The sequence below is a fragment of the Pseudoalteromonas sp. MB47 genome, from assembly GCF_011319765.1.
GTDB lineage: Bacteria > Pseudomonadota > Gammaproteobacteria > Enterobacterales > Alteromonadaceae > Pseudoalteromonas > Pseudoalteromonas simplex.
Window position 1 is genome coordinate 151,827 of record NZ_VFBD01000021.1, and the last position, 21,474, is coordinate 173,300.

The 21,474-nt window shown below is 41.2% G+C and carries 22 protein-coding genes and 1 riboswitch; of the genes, 14 read left to right on the forward strand and 8 right to left on the reverse strand.

Annotation, left to right across the window (positions count from 1 at the left end; translation table 11 throughout):
• Positions 1-79: 79 nt before the first annotated feature.
• The 4 genes from IMPJCBKJ_RS12250 (at position 80) to IMPJCBKJ_RS12265 (ending at position 2,008) form a co-directional block, all read left to right on the forward strand.
• Positions 80-286 (forward strand): hypothetical protein, encoded by a 207-nt coding sequence (locus IMPJCBKJ_RS12250; protein WP_054560938.1) that lies wholly within the window; start codon positions 80-82, stop codon positions 284-286.
• A gap of 83 nt (positions 287-369) precedes the next feature.
• Positions 370-834, forward strand: coding sequence for a hypothetical protein (locus IMPJCBKJ_RS12255; protein ID WP_166340584.1), 465 nt, complete (start codon positions 370-372; stop codon positions 832-834).
• Positions 835-915: 81 nt separating this feature from the next.
• Positions 916-1,482, forward strand: coding sequence for a hypothetical protein (locus tag IMPJCBKJ_RS12260; protein ID WP_166340585.1), 567 nt, complete (start codon positions 916-918; stop codon positions 1,480-1,482).
• The gene (locus IMPJCBKJ_RS12265) at positions 1,475-2,008 is read left to right on the forward strand and encodes a hypothetical protein (RefSeq protein ID WP_166340586.1); all 534 of its coding nucleotides are present in this window, start codon (positions 1,475-1,477) and stop codon (positions 2,006-2,008) included. Before IMPJCBKJ_RS12260 ends, IMPJCBKJ_RS12265 begins: the two co-directional genes overlap by 8 nt.
• A 10-nt stretch (positions 2,009-2,018) precedes the next feature.
• Here the strand turns inward: IMPJCBKJ_RS12265 and IMPJCBKJ_RS12270 are convergent, their stop codons facing one another.
• Together IMPJCBKJ_RS12270 and coaD are read right to left on the reverse strand one after the other, a co-directional pair.
• Complete coding sequence (locus IMPJCBKJ_RS12270; protein WP_166340587.1) at positions 2,019-3,395, reverse strand: capsule assembly Wzi family protein; 1,377 nt, start codon at positions 3,393-3,395, stop codon at positions 2,019-2,021.
• Positions 3,392-3,874 carry a pantetheine-phosphate adenylyltransferase gene (coaD, locus tag IMPJCBKJ_RS12275; RefSeq protein ID WP_054551099.1) on the reverse strand — a complete coding sequence of 161 codons (483 nt, stop codon included), beginning with the start codon at positions 3,872-3,874 and terminating at the stop codon, positions 3,392-3,394. Before coaD ends, IMPJCBKJ_RS12270 begins: the two co-directional genes overlap by 4 nt.
• Before the next feature lie 217 nt (positions 3,875-4,091).
• Here coaD and IMPJCBKJ_RS12280 point away from each other — a divergent pair, with 217 nt between their 5' ends.
• Positions 4,092-4,745 (forward strand): TetR/AcrR family transcriptional regulator, encoded by a 654-nt coding sequence (locus IMPJCBKJ_RS12280; protein ID WP_138619258.1) that lies wholly within the window; start codon positions 4,092-4,094, stop codon positions 4,743-4,745.
• 108 nt (positions 4,746-4,853) lie between these two features.
• A complete protein-coding gene (gene thiI, locus IMPJCBKJ_RS12285; RefSeq protein ID WP_062566412.1) occupies positions 4,854-6,311 on the forward strand; it encodes a tRNA uracil 4-sulfurtransferase ThiI in 1,458 nt (485 codons plus the stop codon).
• A gap of 83 nt (positions 6,312-6,394) precedes the next feature.
• Here thiI and IMPJCBKJ_RS12290 read toward each other — a convergent pair whose 3' ends face one another.
• Positions 6,395-7,288, reverse strand: coding sequence for a 2-dehydropantoate 2-reductase (locus tag IMPJCBKJ_RS12290; RefSeq protein ID WP_166340588.1), 894 nt, complete (start codon positions 7,286-7,288; stop codon positions 6,395-6,397).
• Positions 7,281-7,631 (reverse strand): VanZ family protein, encoded by a 351-nt coding sequence (locus IMPJCBKJ_RS12295; RefSeq protein WP_054551103.1) that lies wholly within the window; start codon positions 7,629-7,631, stop codon positions 7,281-7,283. Before IMPJCBKJ_RS12295 ends, IMPJCBKJ_RS12290 begins: the two co-directional genes overlap by 8 nt.
• Before the next feature lie 157 nt (positions 7,632-7,788).
• On the opposite strand from IMPJCBKJ_RS12295, the gene IMPJCBKJ_RS12300 reads away from it, so the two are divergent.
• The 3 genes from IMPJCBKJ_RS12300 (at position 7,789) to IMPJCBKJ_RS12310 (ending at position 10,887) form a co-directional block, all read left to right on the forward strand.
• Entirely contained in the window at positions 7,789-8,271 is a 483-nt protein-coding gene (locus IMPJCBKJ_RS12300; protein ID WP_054551104.1) for a YajQ family cyclic di-GMP-binding protein, read from the forward strand.
• A gap of 143 nt (positions 8,272-8,414) precedes the next feature.
• Positions 8,415-8,654 carry a hypothetical protein gene (locus IMPJCBKJ_RS12305; protein WP_054551105.1) on the forward strand — a complete coding sequence of 80 codons (240 nt, stop codon included), beginning with the start codon at positions 8,415-8,417 and terminating at the stop codon, positions 8,652-8,654.
• Positions 8,655-8,845: 191 nt separating this feature from the next.
• Positions 8,846-9,000: riboswitch (cobalamin riboswitch) on the forward strand.
• A 33-nt stretch (positions 9,001-9,033) separates the two neighbouring features.
• Positions 9,034-10,887 (forward strand): TonB-dependent receptor, encoded by a 1,854-nt coding sequence (locus IMPJCBKJ_RS12310; RefSeq protein WP_138599676.1) that lies wholly within the window; start codon positions 9,034-9,036, stop codon positions 10,885-10,887.
• Between the two features lie 60 nt (positions 10,888-10,947).
• Here the strand turns inward: IMPJCBKJ_RS12310 and msrA are convergent, their stop codons facing one another.
• From msrA to IMPJCBKJ_RS12325, 3 genes are all read right to left on the reverse strand, one after another.
• The gene (msrA, locus tag IMPJCBKJ_RS12315; RefSeq protein ID WP_166340589.1) at positions 10,948-11,481 is read right to left on the reverse strand and encodes a peptide-methionine (S)-S-oxide reductase MsrA; all 534 of its coding nucleotides are present in this window, start codon (positions 11,479-11,481) and stop codon (positions 10,948-10,950) included.
• A gap of 84 nt (positions 11,482-11,565) precedes the next feature.
• Entirely contained in the window at positions 11,566-14,664 is a 3,099-nt protein-coding gene (locus IMPJCBKJ_RS12320) for an efflux RND transporter permease subunit (protein ID WP_138619264.1), read from the reverse strand.
• 3 nt (positions 14,665-14,667) lie between these two features.
• Positions 14,668-15,720, reverse strand: coding sequence for an efflux RND transporter periplasmic adaptor subunit (locus IMPJCBKJ_RS12325; protein WP_138619266.1), 1,053 nt, complete (start codon positions 15,718-15,720; stop codon positions 14,668-14,670).
• 242 nt (positions 15,721-15,962) lie between these two features.
• Between IMPJCBKJ_RS12325 and IMPJCBKJ_RS12330 the strand changes: the two genes are divergently transcribed.
• The 4 genes from IMPJCBKJ_RS12330 (at position 15,963) to IMPJCBKJ_RS12345 (ending at position 19,319) form a co-directional block, all read left to right on the forward strand.
• Positions 15,963-16,676 (forward strand): DUF2982 domain-containing protein, encoded by a 714-nt coding sequence (locus tag IMPJCBKJ_RS12330; protein WP_166340590.1) that lies wholly within the window; start codon positions 15,963-15,965, stop codon positions 16,674-16,676.
• A gap of 27 nt (positions 16,677-16,703) precedes the next feature.
• On the forward strand, positions 16,704-17,036 hold the full coding sequence (locus tag IMPJCBKJ_RS12335) for a hypothetical protein (protein ID WP_054551111.1): 333 nt from the start codon (positions 16,704-16,706) through the stop codon (positions 17,034-17,036).
• A gap of 83 nt (positions 17,037-17,119) precedes the next feature.
• A complete protein-coding gene (locus tag IMPJCBKJ_RS12340) occupies positions 17,120-18,796 on the forward strand; it encodes a DUF1566 domain-containing protein (RefSeq protein ID WP_138619268.1) in 1,677 nt (558 codons plus the stop codon).
• A gap of 1 nt (position 18,797) precedes the next feature.
• Complete coding sequence (locus IMPJCBKJ_RS12345; protein ID WP_054551113.1) at positions 18,798-19,319, forward strand: DUF1566 domain-containing protein; 522 nt, start codon at positions 18,798-18,800, stop codon at positions 19,317-19,319.
• On the opposite strand, the gene IMPJCBKJ_RS12350 is transcribed toward IMPJCBKJ_RS12345, so the two are convergent.
• Positions 19,307-20,416, reverse strand: a complete 1,110-nt coding sequence (locus tag IMPJCBKJ_RS12350) for a tRNA nucleotidyltransferase (protein WP_138619270.1) — start codon at positions 20,414-20,416, stop codon at positions 19,307-19,309. The two genes, IMPJCBKJ_RS12345 and IMPJCBKJ_RS12350, sit on opposite strands and share 13 nt — an antisense overlap.
• Before the next feature lie 125 nt (positions 20,417-20,541).
• On the opposite strand from IMPJCBKJ_RS12350, the gene IMPJCBKJ_RS12355 reads away from it, so the two are divergent.
• Positions 20,542-21,462, forward strand: a complete 921-nt coding sequence (locus IMPJCBKJ_RS12355; protein WP_166340591.1) for an AAA family ATPase — start codon at positions 20,542-20,544, stop codon at positions 21,460-21,462.
• The last annotated feature ends 12 nt before the right edge of the window (positions 21,463-21,474 follow it).

The window sequence follows — 21,474 nt, forward strand, 5'->3', positions numbered from 1 at the left end:
AAAAATGAGAACGCTTAACTCAGCTTACAAGCTATTGTAAGCTACACTGAAAAAACAATTAACTTAAAGGAATTAACTTATGCAAGTTTCAAACAATAGCCAATTGCAAATGCAAGCTTACAGCCAAATGCAACAAACAAAGCCTGCTTTGGAACAAACTACTAGTAATAAAACCCTGCAATCTGATACAGTAACTTTATCAAGTGAAGCCTTGGCTTTATCTGGTGGTGCTGAGATCCAACGCGGTGGCGGCGGCTTAGTTTTCCCTGATAAAAAAGAGACATAATTTTTGGAAAAATAAGTTAGATGTATTTTGATTTAAGCTCGCTCGGTTTACATTTCGACACGATTATTGTTTTGGGAATGCTGATGGCGTTCTTACTTAATTTGTTTTTCTATGTTAGTGAGCTTAATCAAAACAAATCTCTAGTAATTACCTCTTTTTTCATGGCTGTTTCTTACTTTAGCAGCAACCATTTCATTGAACTTGAAAGTTCAAATACAAACTTATACATTGAGTGGTTTGTATATGACCTTATAACGCTGCTCTTTATACTTGTTTCTCATCGATTTTTATCTAAAACTTCTACTGCAGCGAAATATATATACGCTGGGTTAATTATTAACAGCGTTTTATATGCATTGATTCATATTGATTTGATAGTGCTTTGGAATAGAGAGGTGTGGTGGTTTTGGACCTTTTACTCTATTGGTGTCAATGTTGTAGATTTCTTAATGATAGTGGCATTAATTACGAATAAAGACTTTTTATTTGTTGGTAAAGTTAAGAACTACTTATTTAAAAAGCAAAGAAAAAACAACCTTGGATACTAACTAACGAAAGTTATCCATATATATTTCTACATTCCATTTCTCCCTACCTACTAATTAAATTCTTGCTGTGGCCTTATCATTATGAACATTAATAATTTAATAATAACTATTCAGCAAACATTGGGTACATACTTTGCCACATTAATCATGTGGGGATTTTTGATGACCTTTTTATTCAATATGGTTAGTCGCTCCTCAATTGTAAGTAAAGATAAAACTTTGATGTGGATCTCTTTAGCTATATTTCTCTCTTACTTACTCACCGATCCATTAGTATCGATGGCTTTTGAAATAGAGTCGTTGAGGTATGCTTCTATTTTTATTATTTGGTGTATTCTTGATTTGACATGTTTGGGTATCATTCTGCTTATTAGTCGAAATAGCCCGATAGAAAAATTCCCAGCCAAGTTGTATGTGATTATTGGTTTGTTAACGAATAGCTGCTTGTTTTTCTGCTTATACCTAGATGTTAGTATTTACGGGAACGAAGAAAGGTGGTGGTTATGGGATGTATATACAGTCACAGTCAATGTGATGGATCTAACCATGCTGGCCGCCCTGTTAACTAATAAAGACTTTTTTAAGTTAGCGGCATTGTTAAAATACCTTAAGACTAGATGTAGCGTTCAGCGAGAGTTAAATGCTTAAACTAATCCAAGACAACTTTGGAGTATACCTCGCAGCATTCATCATGTGGGGGTTTTTGATGTCGTTTCTTTATAACATGGTAAAGAAATCATCTGTACCGAATGGTGACAAAACAGTGATGTGGATCTCACTTGCACTGTTTATTTCTTACATGATGAGCGACCCATTACTCAATATCGCGCTTGGTTATGATATGTTAGATTCAAGCTTTGCCTATGTCATTTGGGCGCTATCTGATTTAACAATACTGCTAATTGTATGGTTAATTGCTCGAAAGCGAAATCTTGCACAGGCCCCAGCTAAGCTTTATGTGTACACTGGGCTTCTCGTCAATTCATCACTATTTTTAGCCATGTATTTCGATATTAACTATGCTTATACTGGAAGTTGGTGGTTTTGGGATGTCTACAGTATCACTGTGAACCTGATGGATATCATGATGCTCATCGCTCTTTTCAGTAATAAAGACTTTTTAGGGCTTGTGAAGCTATATAGGCGAGTTCGAGGCCAAGCTGAACCAGCTTGACCCCAATTGGTTAGAAACGGTATTCCCAGCTAGTTCTAAGGGCTGTGTTTGTTTCTGACTCATCACCTATTTCATCTTTTGAAATAAGCCCTGTCACTTTCCACAGACCATTCAACACAGATTGCTGATAACCAAGCTCTAACTGCAGCTGACTCGTATCTGATGCGAGCTCAGCGTGTGTGGTTTCGCTTTCAATCCAACGTAACTTCGCATGGCCACCATAACCATTTAGAGTGTGGTAATAGGCGCCAAGAATAGCCGATTTACTTTGTAGCGGTGTTGAGCTGCCAATTAAGCGTGAGCGTTGTGTATAGCTACCAGAGCCATATACGCAATCACTAATTTGATCACAGTTTTGCTCTGTATTTGAGTATTCAAAGTAGCTTTTTAATAGACTTTCTTTCGAGCCAAAATAGCTTTCTACGCCTAGCGTATAAAACGGCTCGCTCGGTGCTAAACCACTTTCATTTCGACCCATTACTTCAGCATAAAATGCCACTGGTTGCGCCGCTAAAGTGGTTGAATACTTAACATCTAAACTCGTTAAACGGTGTGTTGATTCACTGCTTTCGAGTGTAACAGGGTTGATTTCGAGGCTAGTTAAATAATCAGAGCCTGCACTATTAATCGCAATTTCAAGGCCTGTTAATGGCGTACTTGCAAACCGGAGCGCCCAAAAGTCACCGTCCTCTGAGCTATTTAGATATGGCTTTTGTTTGGCGTAGATACCTGTTAACTGCCAATTACCGATAAACGACAACCAACTTGGGCCTACATATTGTGTATTTGCTCTGCTGAAGCGAACACCTTTCATTGGCGCCGCATTATTTGATAGTAGTAGGGCATTATCGTTACTTGGCCCCCACCAATGGCTAACTTGCTCCGCACTAAGTGACCAATTACCCAGGAGTACGGCTAAATAGCTATCTTGATAAGTAACATGCTGTTTATCAAGGGCGTCATCGGCGTAATTTACACTCACTTTAGCGCTAACACGCTTCCCTGTGATTGAACCATAACTATTTACACCGCTTTCTTGCTGGTGGCGTTTACCAAAACCTTGCTGAGTGAGAGGTTCGCTGTTGTAGTTTAGGCGAATACCTGAACTAGTTTTTTGCTTTGCATTATCAAGAGCATGTTTTACATGCTGATACGCAAATAAGCTTTGCTCATCAAGTTGGCTGGTATTGGCAACGTCTAGGTCCCGTGCGATACCTTGCCACATTAATGGGTAGCTATTAATAGGCTGTTTAATAATGCCCTGGTTAAATAGCATTTCGATTGAAGCGCGAAGCAGTGGGTCGTCGCTTTCTATCCATGGCCCAGCAACACTTGGCGCAGAGATCATTAGTAATGCAGTTAAGCTAATGAACTTTTTTAATTTCATCCGTGAATTTTATCCTGTAAGGCTTTGGCTACAATAGGGTCAACAAACTCGCTCACATCGCCATTGTGGCGTGCAACTTCTTTAACTAGAGTTGATGATATAAACGAATTCTTTTCTGCTGGTGTTAAAAATACACTTTCTAGATCAGGGTTTAGACGACGATTCATATTAGCTAACTGAAATTCATAGTCAAAGTCAGACACAGCACGAATACCGCGAATAAGCACTTCGGCTTTATGGTCGCGAGCTAAATCAGCCAATAAGCCAGAAAAACCAATTACACTCACGTTATCAAGGTGCGCCAAAATCTTATTAGCAAGTTCAACACGCTCATCAAGGGTAAAGCAGGGTTGTTTACTAGGATTATGCGCAATGGCAACAATCACTTTATCGAACATTTTTGCCGCGCGATGAATTAAGTCTGTATGGCCATTTGTAAGTGGGTCGAAAGTGCCCGGATAGATTGCAGTAACGTTCATAACTATCAGCGATTTATAAATTTGCTTGCTATATTAACAGTGTTTTCTCGACTATGCAGCTTAGAAAATACGCGTATCGGATTAGGAACCTTCACCTATATAAGGTACTAAGCCGATTGAGGTTAATATTTTTCAAGGTAGTATTTAATTGTCGCGCATTTGTTTATACTGCTCGGCTGGGGACCGTAATAATCATAAAAAACAGAGTAAATAGGCTATGAGCACAAAGGACAAGATCATACACACCAGCATCGAATTATTTAATCGCCACGGTGAGCGTGCCATAACAACTAACCATATCGCTTCGCATATGGGGATAAGCCCTGGTAACTTGTATTATCACTTTAAAAATAAAGAAGATATTATTCGCCACATATTTGCTTTGTATAGCGACCATTTACATACCCACTTTAAGCCACTGACTCCTGACGATGATGCACTAGAAAACCTAGCGGGCTATCTTGATTCGCTATTTGAACTTATGTGGCGTTTTCAGTTTTTCTACGACAACTTAGGCGATATTTTATCTCGTGATGAAGAGCTGAAAAAAGGCTACATTGCGTTTCAAGCAGAGCTTTTGGAGCAAGTAAAAGAGGTACTTTTTGCATTACGAGAAGGCGGTATCATCTGCATTGAAGACGAAGATGTCACAGAGCTTGCGCATATGCTTAAAATGACCGTGAGCTTTTGGACACCTTACATCAAAGCTCGCCGCTTAAGCGGTGAACTTGCCAGAGCCGATATTTATAACGGTATTTTAAAGGTATTGCTGCTATTAAAAGCCCATTGCACCGAGCAACACTTAGAGCAAGTAAATCAATTAAGAGCCAAGTATTTAGCCCTTGCTGAAACAGAGCAAAGCGAACAATAACCCCGCAAAGCAGTTTATTTCCTAGACGCTATAATTTTTGTTATAATCGCGCGCCCTTGAGGTTGCTATACCTTAGGGCGTGTGAAATCCACAGTCTAAGAGTGAACTATGCTTAAATTTATCGTCAAATTACACCCTGAAATCGCGATCAAGAGTAAATCTGTTCGTAAGCGTTTTACCAAGTTATTAGAAAATAACATTAAGATCGTTTTGCGTCGTGTTGACGAAAAAGTGCAGGTAAGAAACAACTGGGACAATATCTCTGTTGTTAGCTTGCTAGAATCTGAGCAAGTTCGCTTAGATATTATCGATGGCTTAAAACGCATTCCAGGTATCGTACAGTTTATTGAAGTAACAGAAACAGACTTCGACTCAATTGACGATATTTACCAAAAAGCACTTGAACTAATCGGCCACACGATTGCGGGCAAAACCTTCTGTGTGCGTTGTAAACGTTCTGGTAAGCATGATTTCACATCGAGCGATGTAGAGCGCTACGTAGGTGGTGGTTTAAACCAGCATGTTGAAGGTGCGCGCGTTAAATTATCTCACCCTGAAGTGACTGTTCGCTTAGAAGTACGTGATGATAAAGCATACATTGTTACTCAAACTCACTTAGGTATGGCGGGCTTCCCGTTGCCAACACAAGAAGATGTATTATCGCTTATGTCGGGCGGTTTTGACTCTGGTGTTGCAAGCTACCAAATGATCCGTAAAGGTGCGCGTACTCACTTCTTGTTCTTTAACTTAGGTGGTGCTGCGCACGAAATCGGTGTTAAGCAGGCGAGTTATTATATCTGGAAACAGTTCAGCTCTACTCACAAAGTGAAGTTTGTTACTGTTGATTTTGAACCTGTTGTTGCTGAGATTTTAGAGAATGTTGAAAACAGCCAAATGGGTGTTGTGCTTAAGCGTATGATGATGCGTGCCGGTAGCCAAGTTGCAGAAAAACTAGGTGTACAAGCGCTAGTGACTGGCGAAAGTATTGGTCAGGTATCAAGCCAAACATTGGCTAATCTAAGTGTGATTGACCGTGTGACGGAAACTTTAATCATTCGCCCGTTAATCCAACACGACAAGCAAGATATTATCAATATTGCGCGTCAAATCGGCACAGCAGAGATGGCAGAAAGCATGCCTGAATACTGTGGCGTCATTTCTAAAAAGCCAACGGTTAAAGCTAAAATCAAAACTATTCTTGCCGAAGAAGCTAAGTTTGACTTCGACGTGCTAAATACAGTTGTTGAAAATGCACGTGTGATGGATATTCGCGATATCGACACCGAAGCAAAAGAAGAGGTGAAAGAAGCTGAGTCTGTATCTGATTTACCTGAAGGGGCGGTTGTTGTTGATATTCGCTCACCTGAAGAAGAAGACGCAAACCCACTAGAACTTGAAGGTATTGAAGTTGTACATTTACCTTTCTTCCGCTTAGCAACTAAATTTGGTGACTTACCAAAAGATAAAGAATATTACTTATATTGTGCTAAAGGTGTGATGAGTCAGCTACAAGCGCTGATCTTGCACGAAGAAGGCTTTAGCAACGTAAAAGTGTATCGTCCGTAAAAGATACTGATAAAAGCGCGACATGTTCGCGCTTTTTTAATGCCTGAAATCATTACGAGAACTTTCCCCTTTCTCCTTGTAGCTTAACTTTTTATTTTTATCATGCTGAGCATTGCTTGATTATAGGGGGTTTTTATTCCTAACTTAGCGCCTTGCTCGCACACATAACCACAAATTGCATCAATTTCAGATTCTCGATTATGGCTGATGTCTTGTTGCATAGAAGAAAAGTTTTCAGCGGTGGCTGTCATCACAGAGTAGGCTTGATCCAGCGCCTCGCTGAGTTTTACTTTAACCCCTTGTTTATTGGCAACCAAGCAGGCCTCATTGAGTAAATTAATAATGCGCGTGCTAAATTGTGGTGCGCGTAACTGGCCATTTTTTACGTTATGAATTGCTGTTAACGGGTTAATGGCAATATTCACTAACAGTTTTTGCCATCGCAATGAGTGAATATCATCGCTCACAGAAAAATGCGGCAAGTAACTAAACTGCTGCTCAAGCTCGTTGAGCCTTTCGCTTGCAGCTGCATTACATGCGCCTAGCACACTTTCACCATTACCTGTATGGTTTACGCTATAAGGCGTTGTTTTAAAACCAGCTAAACGCGTGGTTAAAAACGCTAATCCTTGCGTATTCAAAAGCTGGGCATTAAGTTCATCAACATTACCCATGCCATTATGAGAAATAACGATTTGGCATGTTCTACTGAGATAAGGTTTTATTTGCTTAAAGGCCGCTTGAACTTGAAATGCTTTTACTGTTATTAACACCAAATCAAAGGGCGCTGTATGACCAAGCTCTTTGTGATTAATGAGATGGGCTTTGATAGGGTGTGATTTGCCATTGCTTGCTTGATAAAAACGTGTGGTCAAGGTTGGTTTTCGGGTCAGTAATGTGATGTCATGTTGTGCAGATAAAAAATGGCTAAACAATAAGCCAATCGCACCATCGCCAACAATTAAAACATTAGCCATTACGTTGCTTTCTACCTAAATGAAAACCAAGTTTTATAGCAAAATAGCTGATGGCACCAATAAAGTCAGCGATAAAGTCACCAACCGAGGCTTGACGGTAAGGCAGCATATCTTGCATAAACTCAATGGCCGCACCATATCCGGCTAACAGTAAAATTTGCACCATAAGTGGTAATTTAAATGCTTTATCCATCACCAAAGCCAGTACAAAGAAAATACCAAAATGCGCCACTTTATCTACGTGTGGGAAGAGGTTACTCACCCCTTTAATTTCTTTGGCAAACAAAATCGTAAAGCCAATAATGCTGGCTAAAAAGATAACTTGGTAAACACGCCTTGTCACAATAAACCCTAAAAATGCCGAAATTGAATGGCCAGTATATCAAACAATTTTTGCATCGCACCTGAACAAGCCGGATAAAAATAGAAAGAATCGACAAATAAGCGTTATAATTGCCAACCATAAATGAATTTAAAAAAGACTATGTTAGGAGAACCCCATGCCTTCATTTGATATTGTTTCTGAAGTAGAAATGAACGAAGCGCAGAATGCAGTAGATAATGCAAAGCGTGAACTAGAGACACGCTTTGATTTTCGTGGTGTTGATGCATCAATCGAACTAAGTGATAAAGTAATCAAGTTAAAAGCAGAAGCACCGCAACAAGTAATGCAACTTTTTGACATTCTTGCTGCGAAAATTTCAAAGCGTGGCTTAGATGTATCTAGCCTTGAGCTTAAAGATGAATCGCGTAGCGGTAAATACGTAATGCGTGACGTTGCTCTTAAGCAAGGTATCGAAAAAGACGTAGCGAAGAAAATCGTTAAGTTAATCAAAGATTCAAAAATTAAAGTACAAGCTGCTATTCAAGGTGAAGAATTACGTGTAACTGGTAAAAAGCGTGATGATTTACAAGAAGCAATGCAAGTTGTTCGTACTGCTGATTTAGGTCAACCATTCCAGTTCAAAAACTTCCGCGATTAATACTCTATGTTTTTAGCTTTAAGCTGTAAGTTTTAAGCTATAAGCCTACAAGTTTTTGAACTTTACAAGGAGCGTATTTTGAGACAAATATTAGGTTACAGAGAAAAAGATATCTTCTAGCTATTTTCAGCTAGAGGATATTTATGTCAGTAAAAAACAAAGCAATAGATCGTAATAAACACGGTAAAATAAACAGAAAATACACAGGCCCACACAGTACTTATTTTTACCAACAAACACCAAGTTGGTGGGTGAAAATGACGATGACCAAGCCAAGAAGACGTTTAAATAAAGCTCTTTGTAAGCTTGTGCTTAATGGTGCTGACCCAGAAGGAATTGTTTTTCCGTTAGGAAACTCGAAACCCCATGAGTATTTCTGGTAATCATTGTTTTATAAAAGCCAATCAGCCATGCTGATTGGCTTTTTTACTTTAGGCTTACACCTTAGCACTTAACTTGCAGCTTGAAGCTTTAGACTTAAAACTTTGGTTTAGAAGTATAGCCGTCCATTGACTTTCCTCCCCAAAATCATCACAATAACGGCCTATTTTCGAGGTGCTTGCTGTATCTTCAGATACGTTTTATTTCAAAGGGTGAAATAGTCGCAAGATAATCGGGAAGTTGGTGCGTTTTCAGGGAGAAAACAATGCCAACACTGCCCCCGCAACGGTAATGTAGATGCCATGCATGTACAGAGTCCGGAGACCGGCCTTGAAGTAACTTACTATTCGCGTGTGCGGTGGGCACAGGCTAGGGGATATCATGCTAAATAAATCTGCGTTAGGCGTAGCGGTTGCTGCTGCGTTGTCTTTTTCTGTATCTGCTGACGAGCAATCAATCGAGCACATCACAGTTTCTGCCAATAAATTCGAACAATCAATTAATGATGTATTAGCCAGCGTTACTGTCATTGACCGCGCTGATATTGAAGCAAGCTATGTGCGTGACTTACCAAGCTTACTAGCCACTCAAGCAGGCTTTCAAATTAATGCCAATGGTGGTTTTGGGCAAAGCTCTGGTGTGTCATTACGTGGTGCAAGTTCTCGTCATACACTTATTTTAATTGATGGTGTACGCACAGGCTCTGCAACACTTGGCTATAAAAGTATTAGCAATATTCCTTTAAACAGTATTGAGCGTGTTGAAGTAATTAAAGGCTCACGTGCAGCTGTATATGGTTCTGATGCGCTAGCTGGTGTAATTAATATCATTACCCGTAAAGCACAAAACACGACCTTAGATGTTACTTTTGGCTCAGACTCTTACCAAGAGTACCAAGTAGCGACAGGTGGTCAGTTTGCAGGTGTTGATGTTGCCGTTAATGCCGGTTATGAAAAAACAGATGGTTTTGATGTTCTGCAAGGCTTAGCGCCAGATGAAGACGGCTACGAGAACAAAAACCTTGGCTTTAATCTTGGTTATCAAAATGAGCAGTTAGGTGAGTTTTTAGCGCAAGCACAATACTCAGAAGGCGAAGCAAAATACGATAGTGCTTATAGCCCTGCAGACAGCACCGTAGAAAAAGGCGAGTTCGAAAATTACCAAGCTTCACTAGGTTGGAAAAAGGCTTTCGAAAAACACAGTCATGCCATTGATATTGCCATATCAAGTGATAGCTCAGATGACTCACGCATTGATTACACGGGTGCAACGGTGGTTGATAAGTTTGAAACTGAGCGTGAGCAAATTGATTACAATGGCCAATACTTTTTCAATCAAGCACTGACTCTTAGTGGCGGTCTGAATTGGTATAAAGATGAAGTGAACACTAACTCAGGTACTTATTTAAAAGACAGCCGTGAAGTATTCGCTGCGTTTGTTGGCGCTTATTATGACGACGAACACGTGCTGGCAAACCTAACCGTTCGCCAAGATGATGATCAGCAGTTTGGTGATGAAACAACTTACACTGCAGCTGTTGGCTATCACTTAAATGACATCGCTACATTCCGCGTAAGTCAAAGCACAGGTTTTAAATCTCCAACATTTAATGACCTATATTACCCGGGCTCAGGTAACCCAGAGTTAAACCCTGAAACATCAGATAACCAAGAGCTTGGCTTATCACTCAATGTGAATGATATCAGCCTTGATATTGCGATTTTCCGCAGCGAAATCGACAACAAAATCGCTTGGGCACCAAATGCATCAGGGCAGTGGATCCCAACTAATATAAACGAAGCTCGCCACGAAGGTGTTGAGTTTAGCTTTAAAAACCAAGTGTTTGGCTTTGATCACAGCTTTAACTTTACCTACCTTTCAGCGGAAGATACTGAGACAGGTCAGTCACTAACCTATGTGTCAAATCACAGTGTGAATTGGTCATTAAACAAAGCATGGGGTGATTTTGATGCTGGTATCGATATGCAATACCGTGGTGATCGTGACGGCAAGTTAACGCACTTACCATCGTATACGTTATGGAATTTAGTTGGTCACTACCAAGCGACTGACAACTTAACAGTGTCACTTCGTGTAGAAAACCTATTCGATAAAGAGTACAACGCCGTTGATGCCTATGGTACAGACCTAGATGGTGATTACATCAACGACGAATTTTATTATTACAACACGGCCGAGCGTCGCTTGTTTGTAGGTGCCCGTTATCAGTTCTAATAATAAGGAAAATTATTAGTTCTGCGTTTAAAAGCTCGCTACCTACTTAGCGGGCTTTTTTCATTTAAGTTTAGCTGCGTAATACTGTTCGAACTTTGCAAGCTTTGGGGCAATAAGAATACTGCAATAACCTTGATTTGGGTTTTCATTGTAATAGTCTTGATGGTACTGCTCTGCAGGGTAAAAGTTTGTAAGCGGACTCAGCTCGGTGACAATCGGCTCACGAATTTGCTTTTGTAAAGCATCAATCATGGCTTGAGATTCTGCTTTTTGCTGTTCATTATGATAGTAAATAACACTGCGATACTGAGTGCCGACATCATTACCTTGGCGGTTTAATTGTGTGGCATCGTGTAAAGTGAAGAACATTTCAAGCAGGGTGTTATAGCTCACGATACTACAGTCAAAATCGAGCTGAACCACCTCAGCGTGACCCGTTAAGCCAGTACAAATTTGCTGATAACTAGGGTTTTCAATCTCACCGCCTGCATAGCCAGAGCTGACATTAAGCACGCCTTTCACACGTCTAAATGCGGCATCAATACACCAAAAGCAGCCGCCGCCAAAAGTGGCAATTTGTATGTTGTTATCCATATTAAACTCCCTTATCGTTTTGCTGACTATAGCCGAAAAAACAAAACGCCGTAAAGACGGCGTTTTGTATCAATAAAGTGCGTTTTAAATTTCTTCTAACGGCTTGTCTTTTGCTTGTTGTTCTAACTTGCTTTGTAAGTACTCAGGCGACTGAGTATTTCGAGCAAGTGCACTGTATGCTGCAGGTACCACGAATAAGGTAAGTAAGGTTGCAACAATAACACCAGTAAACACCACCACACCAATTACCATGCGGCTTTCTGCACCTGGGCCACTTGCAAGAACTAGCGGTACCGAGCTCATTACTGTGGTCAATGAGGTCATAATAATTGGGCGTAAACGCTGCGTAGCAGCTTGGCTAATCGCTTCGTTAAACTCAACGCCTTTATCGCGCAGTTGGTTGGCGAACTCAACAATCAAGATACCGTTTTTCGCACTTAAACCTATCAGCATTACAATACCAATTTGGCTGTAAATATTAAGAGTAAGTCCGGTGTACCACAAACCAAATAATGCTCCCACTAAACCAAGTGGCACAGTAAGCATGATCACAAATGGGTGAATAAAGCTTTCAAACTGGGCAGCAAGTACCAAAAAGGTGACTGTCAATGCCAGTATGAATACATAGGTCATTGCCGATGCGCCTTCATAGAACAGCTGCGATTCACCCTTGTAGTCGATTGCACCGTCGATGTCGTTTTCTTCTGCTGCAACTTGATTTAAGAAGTTAAGCGCTTCTTCTAGGGTATAACCATCTGCTAAGTTCGCACTTAACGTAATTGCGCGCATACGGTTATAACGGTTTAAACGCGATGCAGTGGCTTCTTCTTTTAAGCTAATTAAGCTATCAAGCGGTACTAATTCGCCACTGCGTGATTTTAAATAGATATTTGAGATATCAGTCGGATTAGCAAAGTCTTCTTTGGTGCCTTTTAAAATCACATCGTATTCTTCACCGCGGTCGATAAAGGTCGTTACGCGGCGTTGGCCTAACATGGTTTCGAGTGTGCGGCCCACATCCGATACAGAAACCCCTAAATCAGCGGCTTTGTTTTTATCAATGTTGATTAAAAACTGCGGGAACGTTTCTTTGTAATCATGATCGATTCTTACCATGCCTGGGTTTTTCTCAGCGCGCTTAATAATACGGTCTCGCCAATCGGCTAGTTGGTCGTAATCGTTACCTTGCAGTACAAATTCAATCGGGCGAGATGAACCACCGCCACCAATACCACGGCGCATAATTGCAAATGCACGCACATCGGTCACTTCAGTCATTTTGCCGCTGATTTCGTCCATTACTTCCCATGTTGAGCGCTTACGCTTATCCCAGTCGGCCATACCAATGATAGCAACACCACCTTGGCCGCCCCAGCCAGGTACACGAACAAGCACTCGGCTTAATTCACCAGATTCAGAGTAAGGCATTAAACGTTCTTCAATTTTTGCCATGTTTGCAGCGTTATTTTCATAACTTGCGCCCTCAGGACCACTCATCATGATAAAGAAAGTACCGCGGTCTTCTTTTGGCGTAAGCTCTGAAGGCACTTTTTGAAACAGCATAAAGCTGGCAACACCAGCCAAAATCATAGTCAGTAGCAAGCTCCATTTACGGCTCATATTTGAAGCCAGCGAGTTACGATAGGCGTTTTCGATTTTGTTAAAGGTTCTATCCATCCACTGGCTAAACTTGCTTTCTTTTTCTGAAGCTTTCAATACTTTAGAGCAAAGCGCTGGAGAAAGTGTTAATGCCGTAATACTAGAGAAGAACACTGCGGCGCTTACTGCCATCGCAAATTCTGTGAATAGGGCACCAATACGGCCATCCATAAACACTAGTGGCACGAACACCGCAATCAGTACGAGGGTGGTGGCAATAATCGCAAAGCCAACTTCACGGGCACCACGAAATGCAGCAAGCAGTGGTGGTTCACCCAGCTCTATACGGCGGTGAATATTCTCAAGCATTACAATCGCATCATCCACTACCAAACCGATAGCAAGCACGAGTGCCAGAAGAGTTAACAAGTTGATTGAGTAACCCATAGCGAGCAAGAACATAAAGCTACCCACTAACGCCACTGGTACGGTTACAGCAGGCACTAGGGTTGCGCGAATATTGCCTAAGAATAGGTAAATAACCAATACAACCAGCGCCATTGAAATCCCAAGGGTTCTATATACTTCATCAATAGACTCTTTGATGAAAATAGATGAGTCATAGCTGTCTTGAATGGTGGTACCTTCTGGCAGGTTACGCTTAATTTTTTCAAGCTCTGCGCGGGCATTATCAACCACTGTTAGGGTATTGGCTTTGGCTTGCTTGACGATACCCAAACCAATCATATTACGGCCATTACCACGGAATAAGCTTTCGTCGTCAGCAGCTTCTAGGTGAACATCAGCCACTTCACCTAAACGTACTAAATAGCCATCATCACCACGTTTGATCACTAAGTTTCTAAAATCTCGCTGATCTTTATAACTACGCGCGGTACGTACTGTAAAATCACGGTCGATAGATTCGATTTCACCGGCGGGTAATTCAACGTTTTCAGTGCGTAAGGTGTTTTCAATATCGCTACTGGTAATACCGCGTGCTGCCATCGCTTTACGGTTTAACCAGATTTTCATGGCGTATTTACGCTCGCCACCCACGCGTACGTTAGAAACACCATCAACAACGGCTAATCGGTCAACAATAAAGCGCTGTGCGTAATCAGATAACTGTAATGAATCCATGGTAGTACTGTTTAGTACGAACCAGGCAATTGGGCTTTCATCACTGTTTGATTTAGAGACCTCTGGTGGGCGAACTTGCTCAGGTAAGCTATCAAGGGCTCGGGCTACACGTTCGCGTACATCGTTTGATGCGGCATCGATATCGCGGCTGATATTAAACTCAATGGTGATGTTTGAGCGGCCATTTCGGCTCGACGAGTTAATACTTTTAATGCCTTCGATACCCGAAATGCGGTTTTCGAGTACTTGGGTGATTTTAGTTTCAATGATCTCTGCGCTGGCGCCGGTGTAATCAGTGCTCACACTAACAATCGGTGTTTCAATATCTGGGTATTCGCGCAGTGGTAGCATAGAAAATGCCACCAAACCAAAGGTAAGTAACAACAGGTTTATTACGATCGCAAAGACCGGGCGTTTAACGCTAGTATCAGTAATTTTCATGGTTTAGCCCTTGATACTTACTTTGCTGCCAGTACGGATCTTAATGATGCCTTCAGTCACGACTTGCTGACCATTTTCAAGGCCTTTATCAATAGCTACCCAGCCATTGTGACGACCCGCTACATGTACTTCGACTTTGTTAGCAACGCCATCTTCAATTTGGAACACGTAGTGTTTGTCTTGCTGAGGAATGACGGCTTTCTCTGGTACCATTAGCGCTTGGTTTGAGCTTAACTCTAATGCTGTATTTAACAGCATGCCTGGGCGTAATAGGCCTTTTTCATTGATAAAGCTTGCTGTCACTTCAACGCTACGAGTGACTGAATCGATACGCGAGCTAATGTGGGTCACTTTACCGTTGAAGGTTTTTTCTGGGTAAGCATCATTTTGCGTCATCACTTTCATACCCAGTTGTAACTGCGCTAGGTATTTTTCTGGCACTTTAAAGTCGACTTTAATGATACTGATATCATCAAGGGTGGTGATGTTTGTAGTATTGCTAACATAAGTACCAATTGAAATCTCGCGCTTGCCAAGTAAGCCAGAAAACGGTGCTTTAATTGTCATTTCTGCCAGCTTGGTTTTGGCGCTCTCAAGCTGCGCCTCGGTTGCATCAACACGTGAAAGCTGCTCTTCTAGTAAAGATTTAGCCGTTGATTGTGAGCGTGATAGCTCAGTGAGACGATCAAGTTGACGGCGCTCTTCGCGTAAATTAATGCTTAGCTCTTTAACTGCTAATTCTTCTTCTTGAGACTGTAACTGAACCAGTTTTTGACCTTTACTGACTAAGTCGCCATCATTGAAAAATATATCTGTAACATAATCGTTTTGCGCACTGCGAATATAGATCGCTTGGTTAGCACGAGCGCTACCTATTGCTTCTATGAGCACAGCATTTTCTTCAGATGTGACAGTGTGAGCTGTTACTTGAGTTGCAGCGCCTGAGAAGTTGCTCTGCTCACCTTGGCTCGAAGGAAGGTATAAGTAAATGCATAACCCTAGAAAAAGGGTAATAATAAAAGGGAATAGTGCCTTACCAGATTGTGTAGAGTACATCGTCGTGTTACCAGAAATTTAGTTGAGTGTAGTGTACAAAATTAGTACGTGCCACGTATGTCAGGTATCTCATAAATTTGTGCATTTAGCGTAAAAGTGAAAAGTTATGCTAATTTGTTCCTTTATTGTGACAAATTAAGAAAGGTTTAGAATGAGTAAAGCACCAAAGTGTAATTATTGTTTAACGCTCAGAAAAATAATATTGGTCACAATTGTGATGTTTATTTTTTACTTCTCTGTTTATGGATAAAAATCTTCCTGCACTAAAAGTGCGTGCTCAATCATATCGCCATGGCAGTGAGTTTTTAATTGTTGGCGGAATTGGGTTAATCATTATTATGCTGGTTAACTTATTGAGACCCGGTGAAATTAGCATTGTTGAGATTTTTTTAGCCACAACCTGCATAGCGGCAATTTTTATTGGCTTTTTAAAAACTCAAGAACCATACTTTAGCTTAACTTTTACTCAGAATTTGCTTATTTATCATCATAAGATTGGGAATTGGCAGTTAAATCGTGCTAATTTTCATCATAGTGGTATACCAAAAGTGGAACAGGGCTTAGAATACCTTGAGTTAAATGCAGTTGGTATTAAACTCAATAACATAGATGAATTTTTAACACAGATTCACCCAAGAATTGCCGGACGATTACTTATAGAGCAACGTCATTTATTTATGCAAGTCATTCAAAAGTATTGCAAAAATGGTGATTGCCCATCAGAATGGTTAATAGAAGAGACGGACTACACGGCCCCTAGTGGTCAGATTTATAAAGGATTGATTGCCATGTTTGCCAATCGTACGCAACATTTAAGGCAGTTGACAGGATACGATTTACTATTACCTGCCAATGTTCTTGATGTTGATATTTGGCAATTCAGTGCTGATTTGAATCGTTGGAAACTGAACCCTAAAGAGTTTTTAGAGACTCGCTTACAGAAAAGTAAGCTATAGGCGGCAGTTATGTAGTAGGAAAAGACTATGAGTCAAGAACGTTCTTTTATTAAAAGCGGTCGAAACACAATTATACATAAAGATAAGAAACTCGATTTAGTGGTTGTGAATGGTGAGAACCATCCGCGCATTAAAGTTACTCAAAATGGTTTAGAGCCGTTTAAAGAAGACCTGCCAAAAAATCGTCGCGAGGCTAAAGAGCGTTATTTAGAAATGGTGTATGTATCAAGCCCAGATGTATTTGCAGAAGAAAAACGTTTGTTGTTTATCCAAGCCCTAGATGGCAGAGAATACAAAGTTGATTACAGTAAAATAGGCACCAAGCTCTTCGTACGTATCCACCAAGAAAGTTATTTATAACCCCAAGTTTGGCATTTTAATTGCTAGTTGTTAGTTTATTTGGCAGCCGGTTATTGCCGGCTTTGTATTTTAAGGTGGTATTCATGAGATTAGTGCCTCTTAGCCTAATAGCATTAACAACATTAACAGCTTGTGGTGGTGGCGGTTCGAGTGATTCGAATACAATCGCAGCGACAGTTAATGCTGGTTCAGATCAACAAATTATTGAAAAAAGTGAATTTACTGTCTCAGCTAAAGGCTCTCCTGCAGATGGTACCTTTACCTGGGAGCGTGTCAGTGGCCCCGCAGTAGAAGGTTTTCCTGCCGAAGGTGCTGAACAAACCATTACAGCTCCTGATATTAAACTTAACTCAGAACTTGTTTTAAAAGTAAATTACCAAACCGACGATGGGCAACTTGTTTCCGATCAGGTCAGTATTTTTATTACCTCGAATAATCAACTGCCAGTTGCAGTGATCACCCAAACTGCGCCAGAAGAGTTACCGTCAAAATATAATGATGTGATCACATTAAGTGGCGAAGAATCTGCTGATATAGATGAAAACGGTACAGTTGACAGTTATTTATGGACTCAACTTGATGGCCCTGATTTAACGGCTGACAACTACAACAACCAAACCATTAGCTTTACTCACCCACTACTTGAATCAAATACAGCGATGACATGGCGTTTAACTGTAACGGATGATGAAGGTGGCTCAGCAAGTACAGAGGCGTCGTTCACCTTAAACAAAACGGTTGAGGTAATTATTGCTGATGCAGGTGTTGATCAGCAGGTTATCGAGTTTGATACCGTAACCCTTGATGCCAGCAATAGTGAAATTGTGACGGCAACAAAATCATGTTTTTGGCAGCAATTAACAGGCGAAACCGTGACCTTGGCAAACCAGAACCAATGTATCACGACGTTTGTAGCCCCTGATGTTGATACCGATTCAGAGCTTAGTTTTGAAGTTACCGTGACAGACAGTAAATCGCGTAGCGACACAGATACAGTGATTATTGATATTAGCCCAAAACCACTGGGGTTAATTAACGATACCGGGATGAGTGATTGCTACAACAATTCGCAAAAAATTAACTGTGACAGCGAAGACTTCCCAAGCCAAGACGCAGATATAGGTCGTGACAGCGTCGCAAATCAGCTCGATAAAGTCGGCCTAGGTGATTTGGCATTTGATTTTACTAAGATGAATGAGTTTGCTGACGAACTTCCAGATGATGCGACTAGCTTTAGTTGCGTACGCGATAATGTAACTGGGCTTATTTGGGAAGTAAAAGAAGCAAGTTCAACATTGCCACCGGCAACCTCCGAGCGTGCAGCATCAAATCATTATACTTGGTATTTAAATGGTTCAAGCGGTGTGCAAACGGGTAGTATACAAGGGGCTGCGGGCTCTACCTGTCCAAGCACCAGTGACTGTGGCCTACAAACTTACATTAATGATGTGAACAGCAGCGACTTTTGCGGTGGTACAAACTGGCGTGTGCCAACTTACACGGAATTATTAGGGTTATTAGATTATGCCAAGCAAGGTGAGTCTACGTTACTTAACAGTGACTTCTTCCCAAATCAACCAAGTGATACTCAGTTAAGCACTGGTAGCAGTTCATTTATGCCTTATTGGACTTCGCAAACCGCGGCAGACGGTACAAGTTTATCGCAAGCTTATATTATCGATATGAGTAGTGCTAATGATTTAGCCTATCCGAAAAGTAACACCGCCTTTGTGCGCTTAGTTAGAACGCCAGGAGAGTAATATGCGAAAGTTACCATTAATTACAGCACTTACAGTTATTGCTCTTCAATCGGGTTATGCCGCTGCGCAAGTATGTTATAGCGCTGTCAATGAAACGACTCCTGATAGCCGCTTTGTTATTAACGAAGATGGCACAGTGAGCGACAGCGAAACAGGTCTAATGTGGCAACGTTGTACGTTTGGTCAAAGCTACAACGCTGAAACGGATACGTGTGAAGGTAATAGTCAGCAGCTTACTTGGGGCGAAGCTTTACGCGGGGCTGAAAATGCAACCTTTGCTGATTACAGCGATTGGCATGTGCCAAATGTTAAAGAGTTAGCCAGTATTTTAGAGCATAGTTGTGTGCAGCCTAGCATTAACGAAAACGCATTTTTATCGACTAAGCTGCAAAACTACTGGAGTAGCACTTCAGGGATCAGTCGCACTGATCTAGCTTGGGTGTATCAATTTGATAAAGGCATCAACAGTCTTCACGCAAAAACGTCCGATGTTTATTTGCGTTTAGTGCGCTACGAAAAGTAACCTTTAATAATCTTTAACCGCGCTTGCTCAAGCGCGGTTTTTATTTCTGCGCCTTTAATACCTTGCGCAATAAACTGTTGCGGGTTAACAGCTCGTGCTTGGGTGGCTGCGTTTTTGAGAGAGTCATAACAAACTACAGGCTGTTGGTGACTAACTTCTAATGTTTTGAGTACTTGCTCAAAACGTTCAGGGCGACGCCATAAATCAAGTTGATTAAAGCAAGCAAAAACGGTCTCGCTAGTCGGCTTTTCTGCACTTAAACTTGTTTGATGAGTTTGGCTAAACAGCGCTAAATCGCGCACTTCATTAGGTAAGCGTATGTTGCTAGCTATCGCTTTTATCTCATTGCTTGAAAGCGCTAAGGTAACTTGGCTGAATAATAACGCAGTGTCACTAATTTGTTGTTCATTCGCATAGGCAAAGCGAGCTTGTAAGGTACGGTAAAGCTCATCACACCATTTACTTTCAAGCTCAGGGCTAATTACATACAGACCATGGATGCTGGCAAGTACATTCAGAAACTCGCTAAATGCGCCATCACTGAGGGATTTTTCGCATTCTAACCAAACGCGTTCAGCAGTTAGCGTGTTCAGTTCACCGGCTTTAACCATCTCGGTCAATAGTGACTGGGTTTCTGGCGCAATAGTAAAACCTAGGTAATGATAACGAGCAGCAAAGCGGGCTACTCGCAATATGCGTAGAGGGTCTTCACTAAAGGCATCTGAGACATGGCGTAAGACACGATTTTCAAGATCCTGCTGGCCAGAGAATGGGTCAACTAAGCTGCCATCTTGGGCTTGTGCTATGGCGTTTACGGTGAGATCTCGACGAACTAAGTCTTGCTCTAATGTGACATCCGGCGCGAAATCACAAATGAAGCCAGTGTAACCTTGACCTTGTTTTCGCTCGGTGCGCGCCAGCGCATATTCTTCTTTACTTTGTGGGTGTAAAAATACCGGAAAATCTTTACCAACTTGTTGATAACCTTGGCTGATCAGTTGTTCTGGCGTGGCACCAACTACCACATAGTCGCGTTCTTTAACGTCACGACCAAGTAGGGCGTCTCTGACTGCGCCACCGACTAAATAAACCTGCATAAAACACCTATAATTTTACCTTTTCGCTATTTTACGTTATTTAACCAATAAAATGTAAACAAGGTTTTAAGTAGCGATGTTTTTTGCCATTATAGACCGTGATTTTAAACGCAAGGAATAACACGGTGTATTTAAGCTATTTTGGCTTGTCAGAAAAACCCTTTTCGATTGCCCCAAATCCTGAGTATTTATTTCTTAGTGAGCGCCACAAAGAGGCATTAGCGCACCTTACCTATGGATTAGGTGAAGCGGGAGGCTTCGTATTATTAACAGGCGAAGTGGGTACAGGTAAAACAACACTAACAAGAAGCCTGCAAGAGCAGTTACCTGAAAACACGCAAGTGGCACAAATTCATAACCCAGCTTTGTCACAGCTTGAGCTGCTTGCCAGTATTTGTGACGAATTAAAGATTGAGTATGACAGCGCGAATGCGACTCTGAAGACACTTACTGATGTGATTAAAAAGCACCTTGAGGTAAATAATCAAGCGGGCGGTCATACCATTTTAATTATTGATGAAGCTCAATTACTCGCTCCTGATGTGCTAGAGCAATTGCGCCTGTTAACCAATATCGAAACAGATCATAAAAAGCTACTGCAAATTGTGTTAGTAGGGCAACCTGAACTGCAAGAGTTATTAAAACGCACTGAATTAAGGCAGCTTGCCCAGCGCATTACGGCTCGTTATCACTTATTGCCACTTACTGAAGGGCAGGTGTTTGCCTATGTTAAGCATCGTTTATTTAAAGCGGGGACAGAGCAAGCCTTGTTCTCAGGGGATGCGTTAAAAGCGATTTATCAGGTTACTCAAGGGGTGCCGAGATTAATCAATTTGTTGTGTGAGCGGTGCCTCGTTGGTGCATTTTCACAGCAAAAGCTAAGTATCGACAGTGAGCTTGTAATGCTCTCTGCTGCTGAGGCTCTTCCTCCAACCAGTACCCCTGTTGCAACAGTAACAAATAAAGAGCCGAGTTATGTTTGGCTTTACCCAGTTTCATTTTTAGCCGTATTAGGAATGGGTATTGGTTTATCCTACCTAATATAACGAGTGTTCATT

What these genes read in the sequence shown, in the direction of transcription:
- IMPJCBKJ_RS12345 (WP_054551113.1), top strand. Translation starts at nt 18,798, where the DNA reads ATGCGAAAGTTACCATTAATTACAGCACTTACAGTTATTGCTCTTCAA.
- IMPJCBKJ_RS12270 (WP_166340587.1), bottom strand. Translation starts at nt 3,395, where the DNA reads ATGAAATTAAAAAAGTTCATTAGCTTAACTGCATTACTAATGATCTCT.
- thiI (WP_062566412.1), top strand. Translation starts at nt 4,854, where the DNA reads ATGCTTAAATTTATCGTCAAATTACACCCTGAAATCGCGATCAAGAGT.
- IMPJCBKJ_RS12330 (WP_166340590.1), top strand. Translation starts at nt 15,963, where the DNA reads ATGGATAAAAATCTTCCTGCACTAAAAGTGCGTGCTCAATCATATCGC.
- IMPJCBKJ_RS12335 (WP_054551111.1), top strand. Translation starts at nt 16,704, where the DNA reads ATGAGTCAAGAACGTTCTTTTATTAAAAGCGGTCGAAACACAATTATA.
- IMPJCBKJ_RS12265 (WP_166340586.1), top strand. Translation starts at nt 1,475, where the DNA reads ATGCTTAAACTAATCCAAGACAACTTTGGAGTATACCTCGCAGCATTC.
- IMPJCBKJ_RS12325 (WP_138619266.1), bottom strand. Translation starts at nt 15,720, where the DNA reads ATGTACTCTACACAATCTGGTAAGGCACTATTCCCTTTTATTATTACC.
- IMPJCBKJ_RS12280 (WP_138619258.1), top strand. Translation starts at nt 4,092, where the DNA reads ATGAGCACAAAGGACAAGATCATACACACCAGCATCGAATTATTTAAT.
- IMPJCBKJ_RS12255 (WP_166340584.1), top strand. Translation starts at nt 370, where the DNA reads ATGGCGTTCTTACTTAATTTGTTTTTCTATGTTAGTGAGCTTAATCAA.
- IMPJCBKJ_RS12340 (WP_138619268.1), top strand. Translation starts at nt 17,120, where the DNA reads ATGAGATTAGTGCCTCTTAGCCTAATAGCATTAACAACATTAACAGCT.
- IMPJCBKJ_RS12300 (WP_054551104.1), top strand. Translation starts at nt 7,789, where the DNA reads ATGCCTTCATTTGATATTGTTTCTGAAGTAGAAATGAACGAAGCGCAG.
- IMPJCBKJ_RS12320 (WP_138619264.1), bottom strand. Translation starts at nt 14,664, where the DNA reads ATGAAAATTACTGATACTAGCGTTAAACGCCCGGTCTTTGCGATCGTA.
- msrA (WP_166340589.1), bottom strand. Translation starts at nt 11,481, where the DNA reads ATGGATAACAACATACAAATTGCCACTTTTGGCGGCGGCTGCTTTTGG.
- IMPJCBKJ_RS12290 (WP_166340588.1), bottom strand. Translation starts at nt 7,288, where the DNA reads ATGGCTAATGTTTTAATTGTTGGCGATGGTGCGATTGGCTTATTGTTT.
- IMPJCBKJ_RS12250 (WP_054560938.1), top strand. Translation starts at nt 80, where the DNA reads ATGCAAGTTTCAAACAATAGCCAATTGCAAATGCAAGCTTACAGCCAA.
- IMPJCBKJ_RS12305 (WP_054551105.1), top strand. Translation starts at nt 8,415, where the DNA reads ATGTCAGTAAAAAACAAAGCAATAGATCGTAATAAACACGGTAAAATA.
- IMPJCBKJ_RS12350 (WP_138619270.1), bottom strand. Translation starts at nt 20,416, where the DNA reads ATGCAGGTTTATTTAGTCGGTGGCGCAGTCAGAGACGCCCTACTTGGT.
- IMPJCBKJ_RS12260 (WP_166340585.1), top strand. Translation starts at nt 916, where the DNA reads ATGAACATTAATAATTTAATAATAACTATTCAGCAAACATTGGGTACA.
- IMPJCBKJ_RS12310 (WP_138599676.1), top strand. Translation starts at nt 9,034, where the DNA reads ATGCTAAATAAATCTGCGTTAGGCGTAGCGGTTGCTGCTGCGTTGTCT.
- coaD (WP_054551099.1), bottom strand. Translation starts at nt 3,874, where the DNA reads ATGAACGTTACTGCAATCTATCCGGGCACTTTCGACCCACTTACAAAT.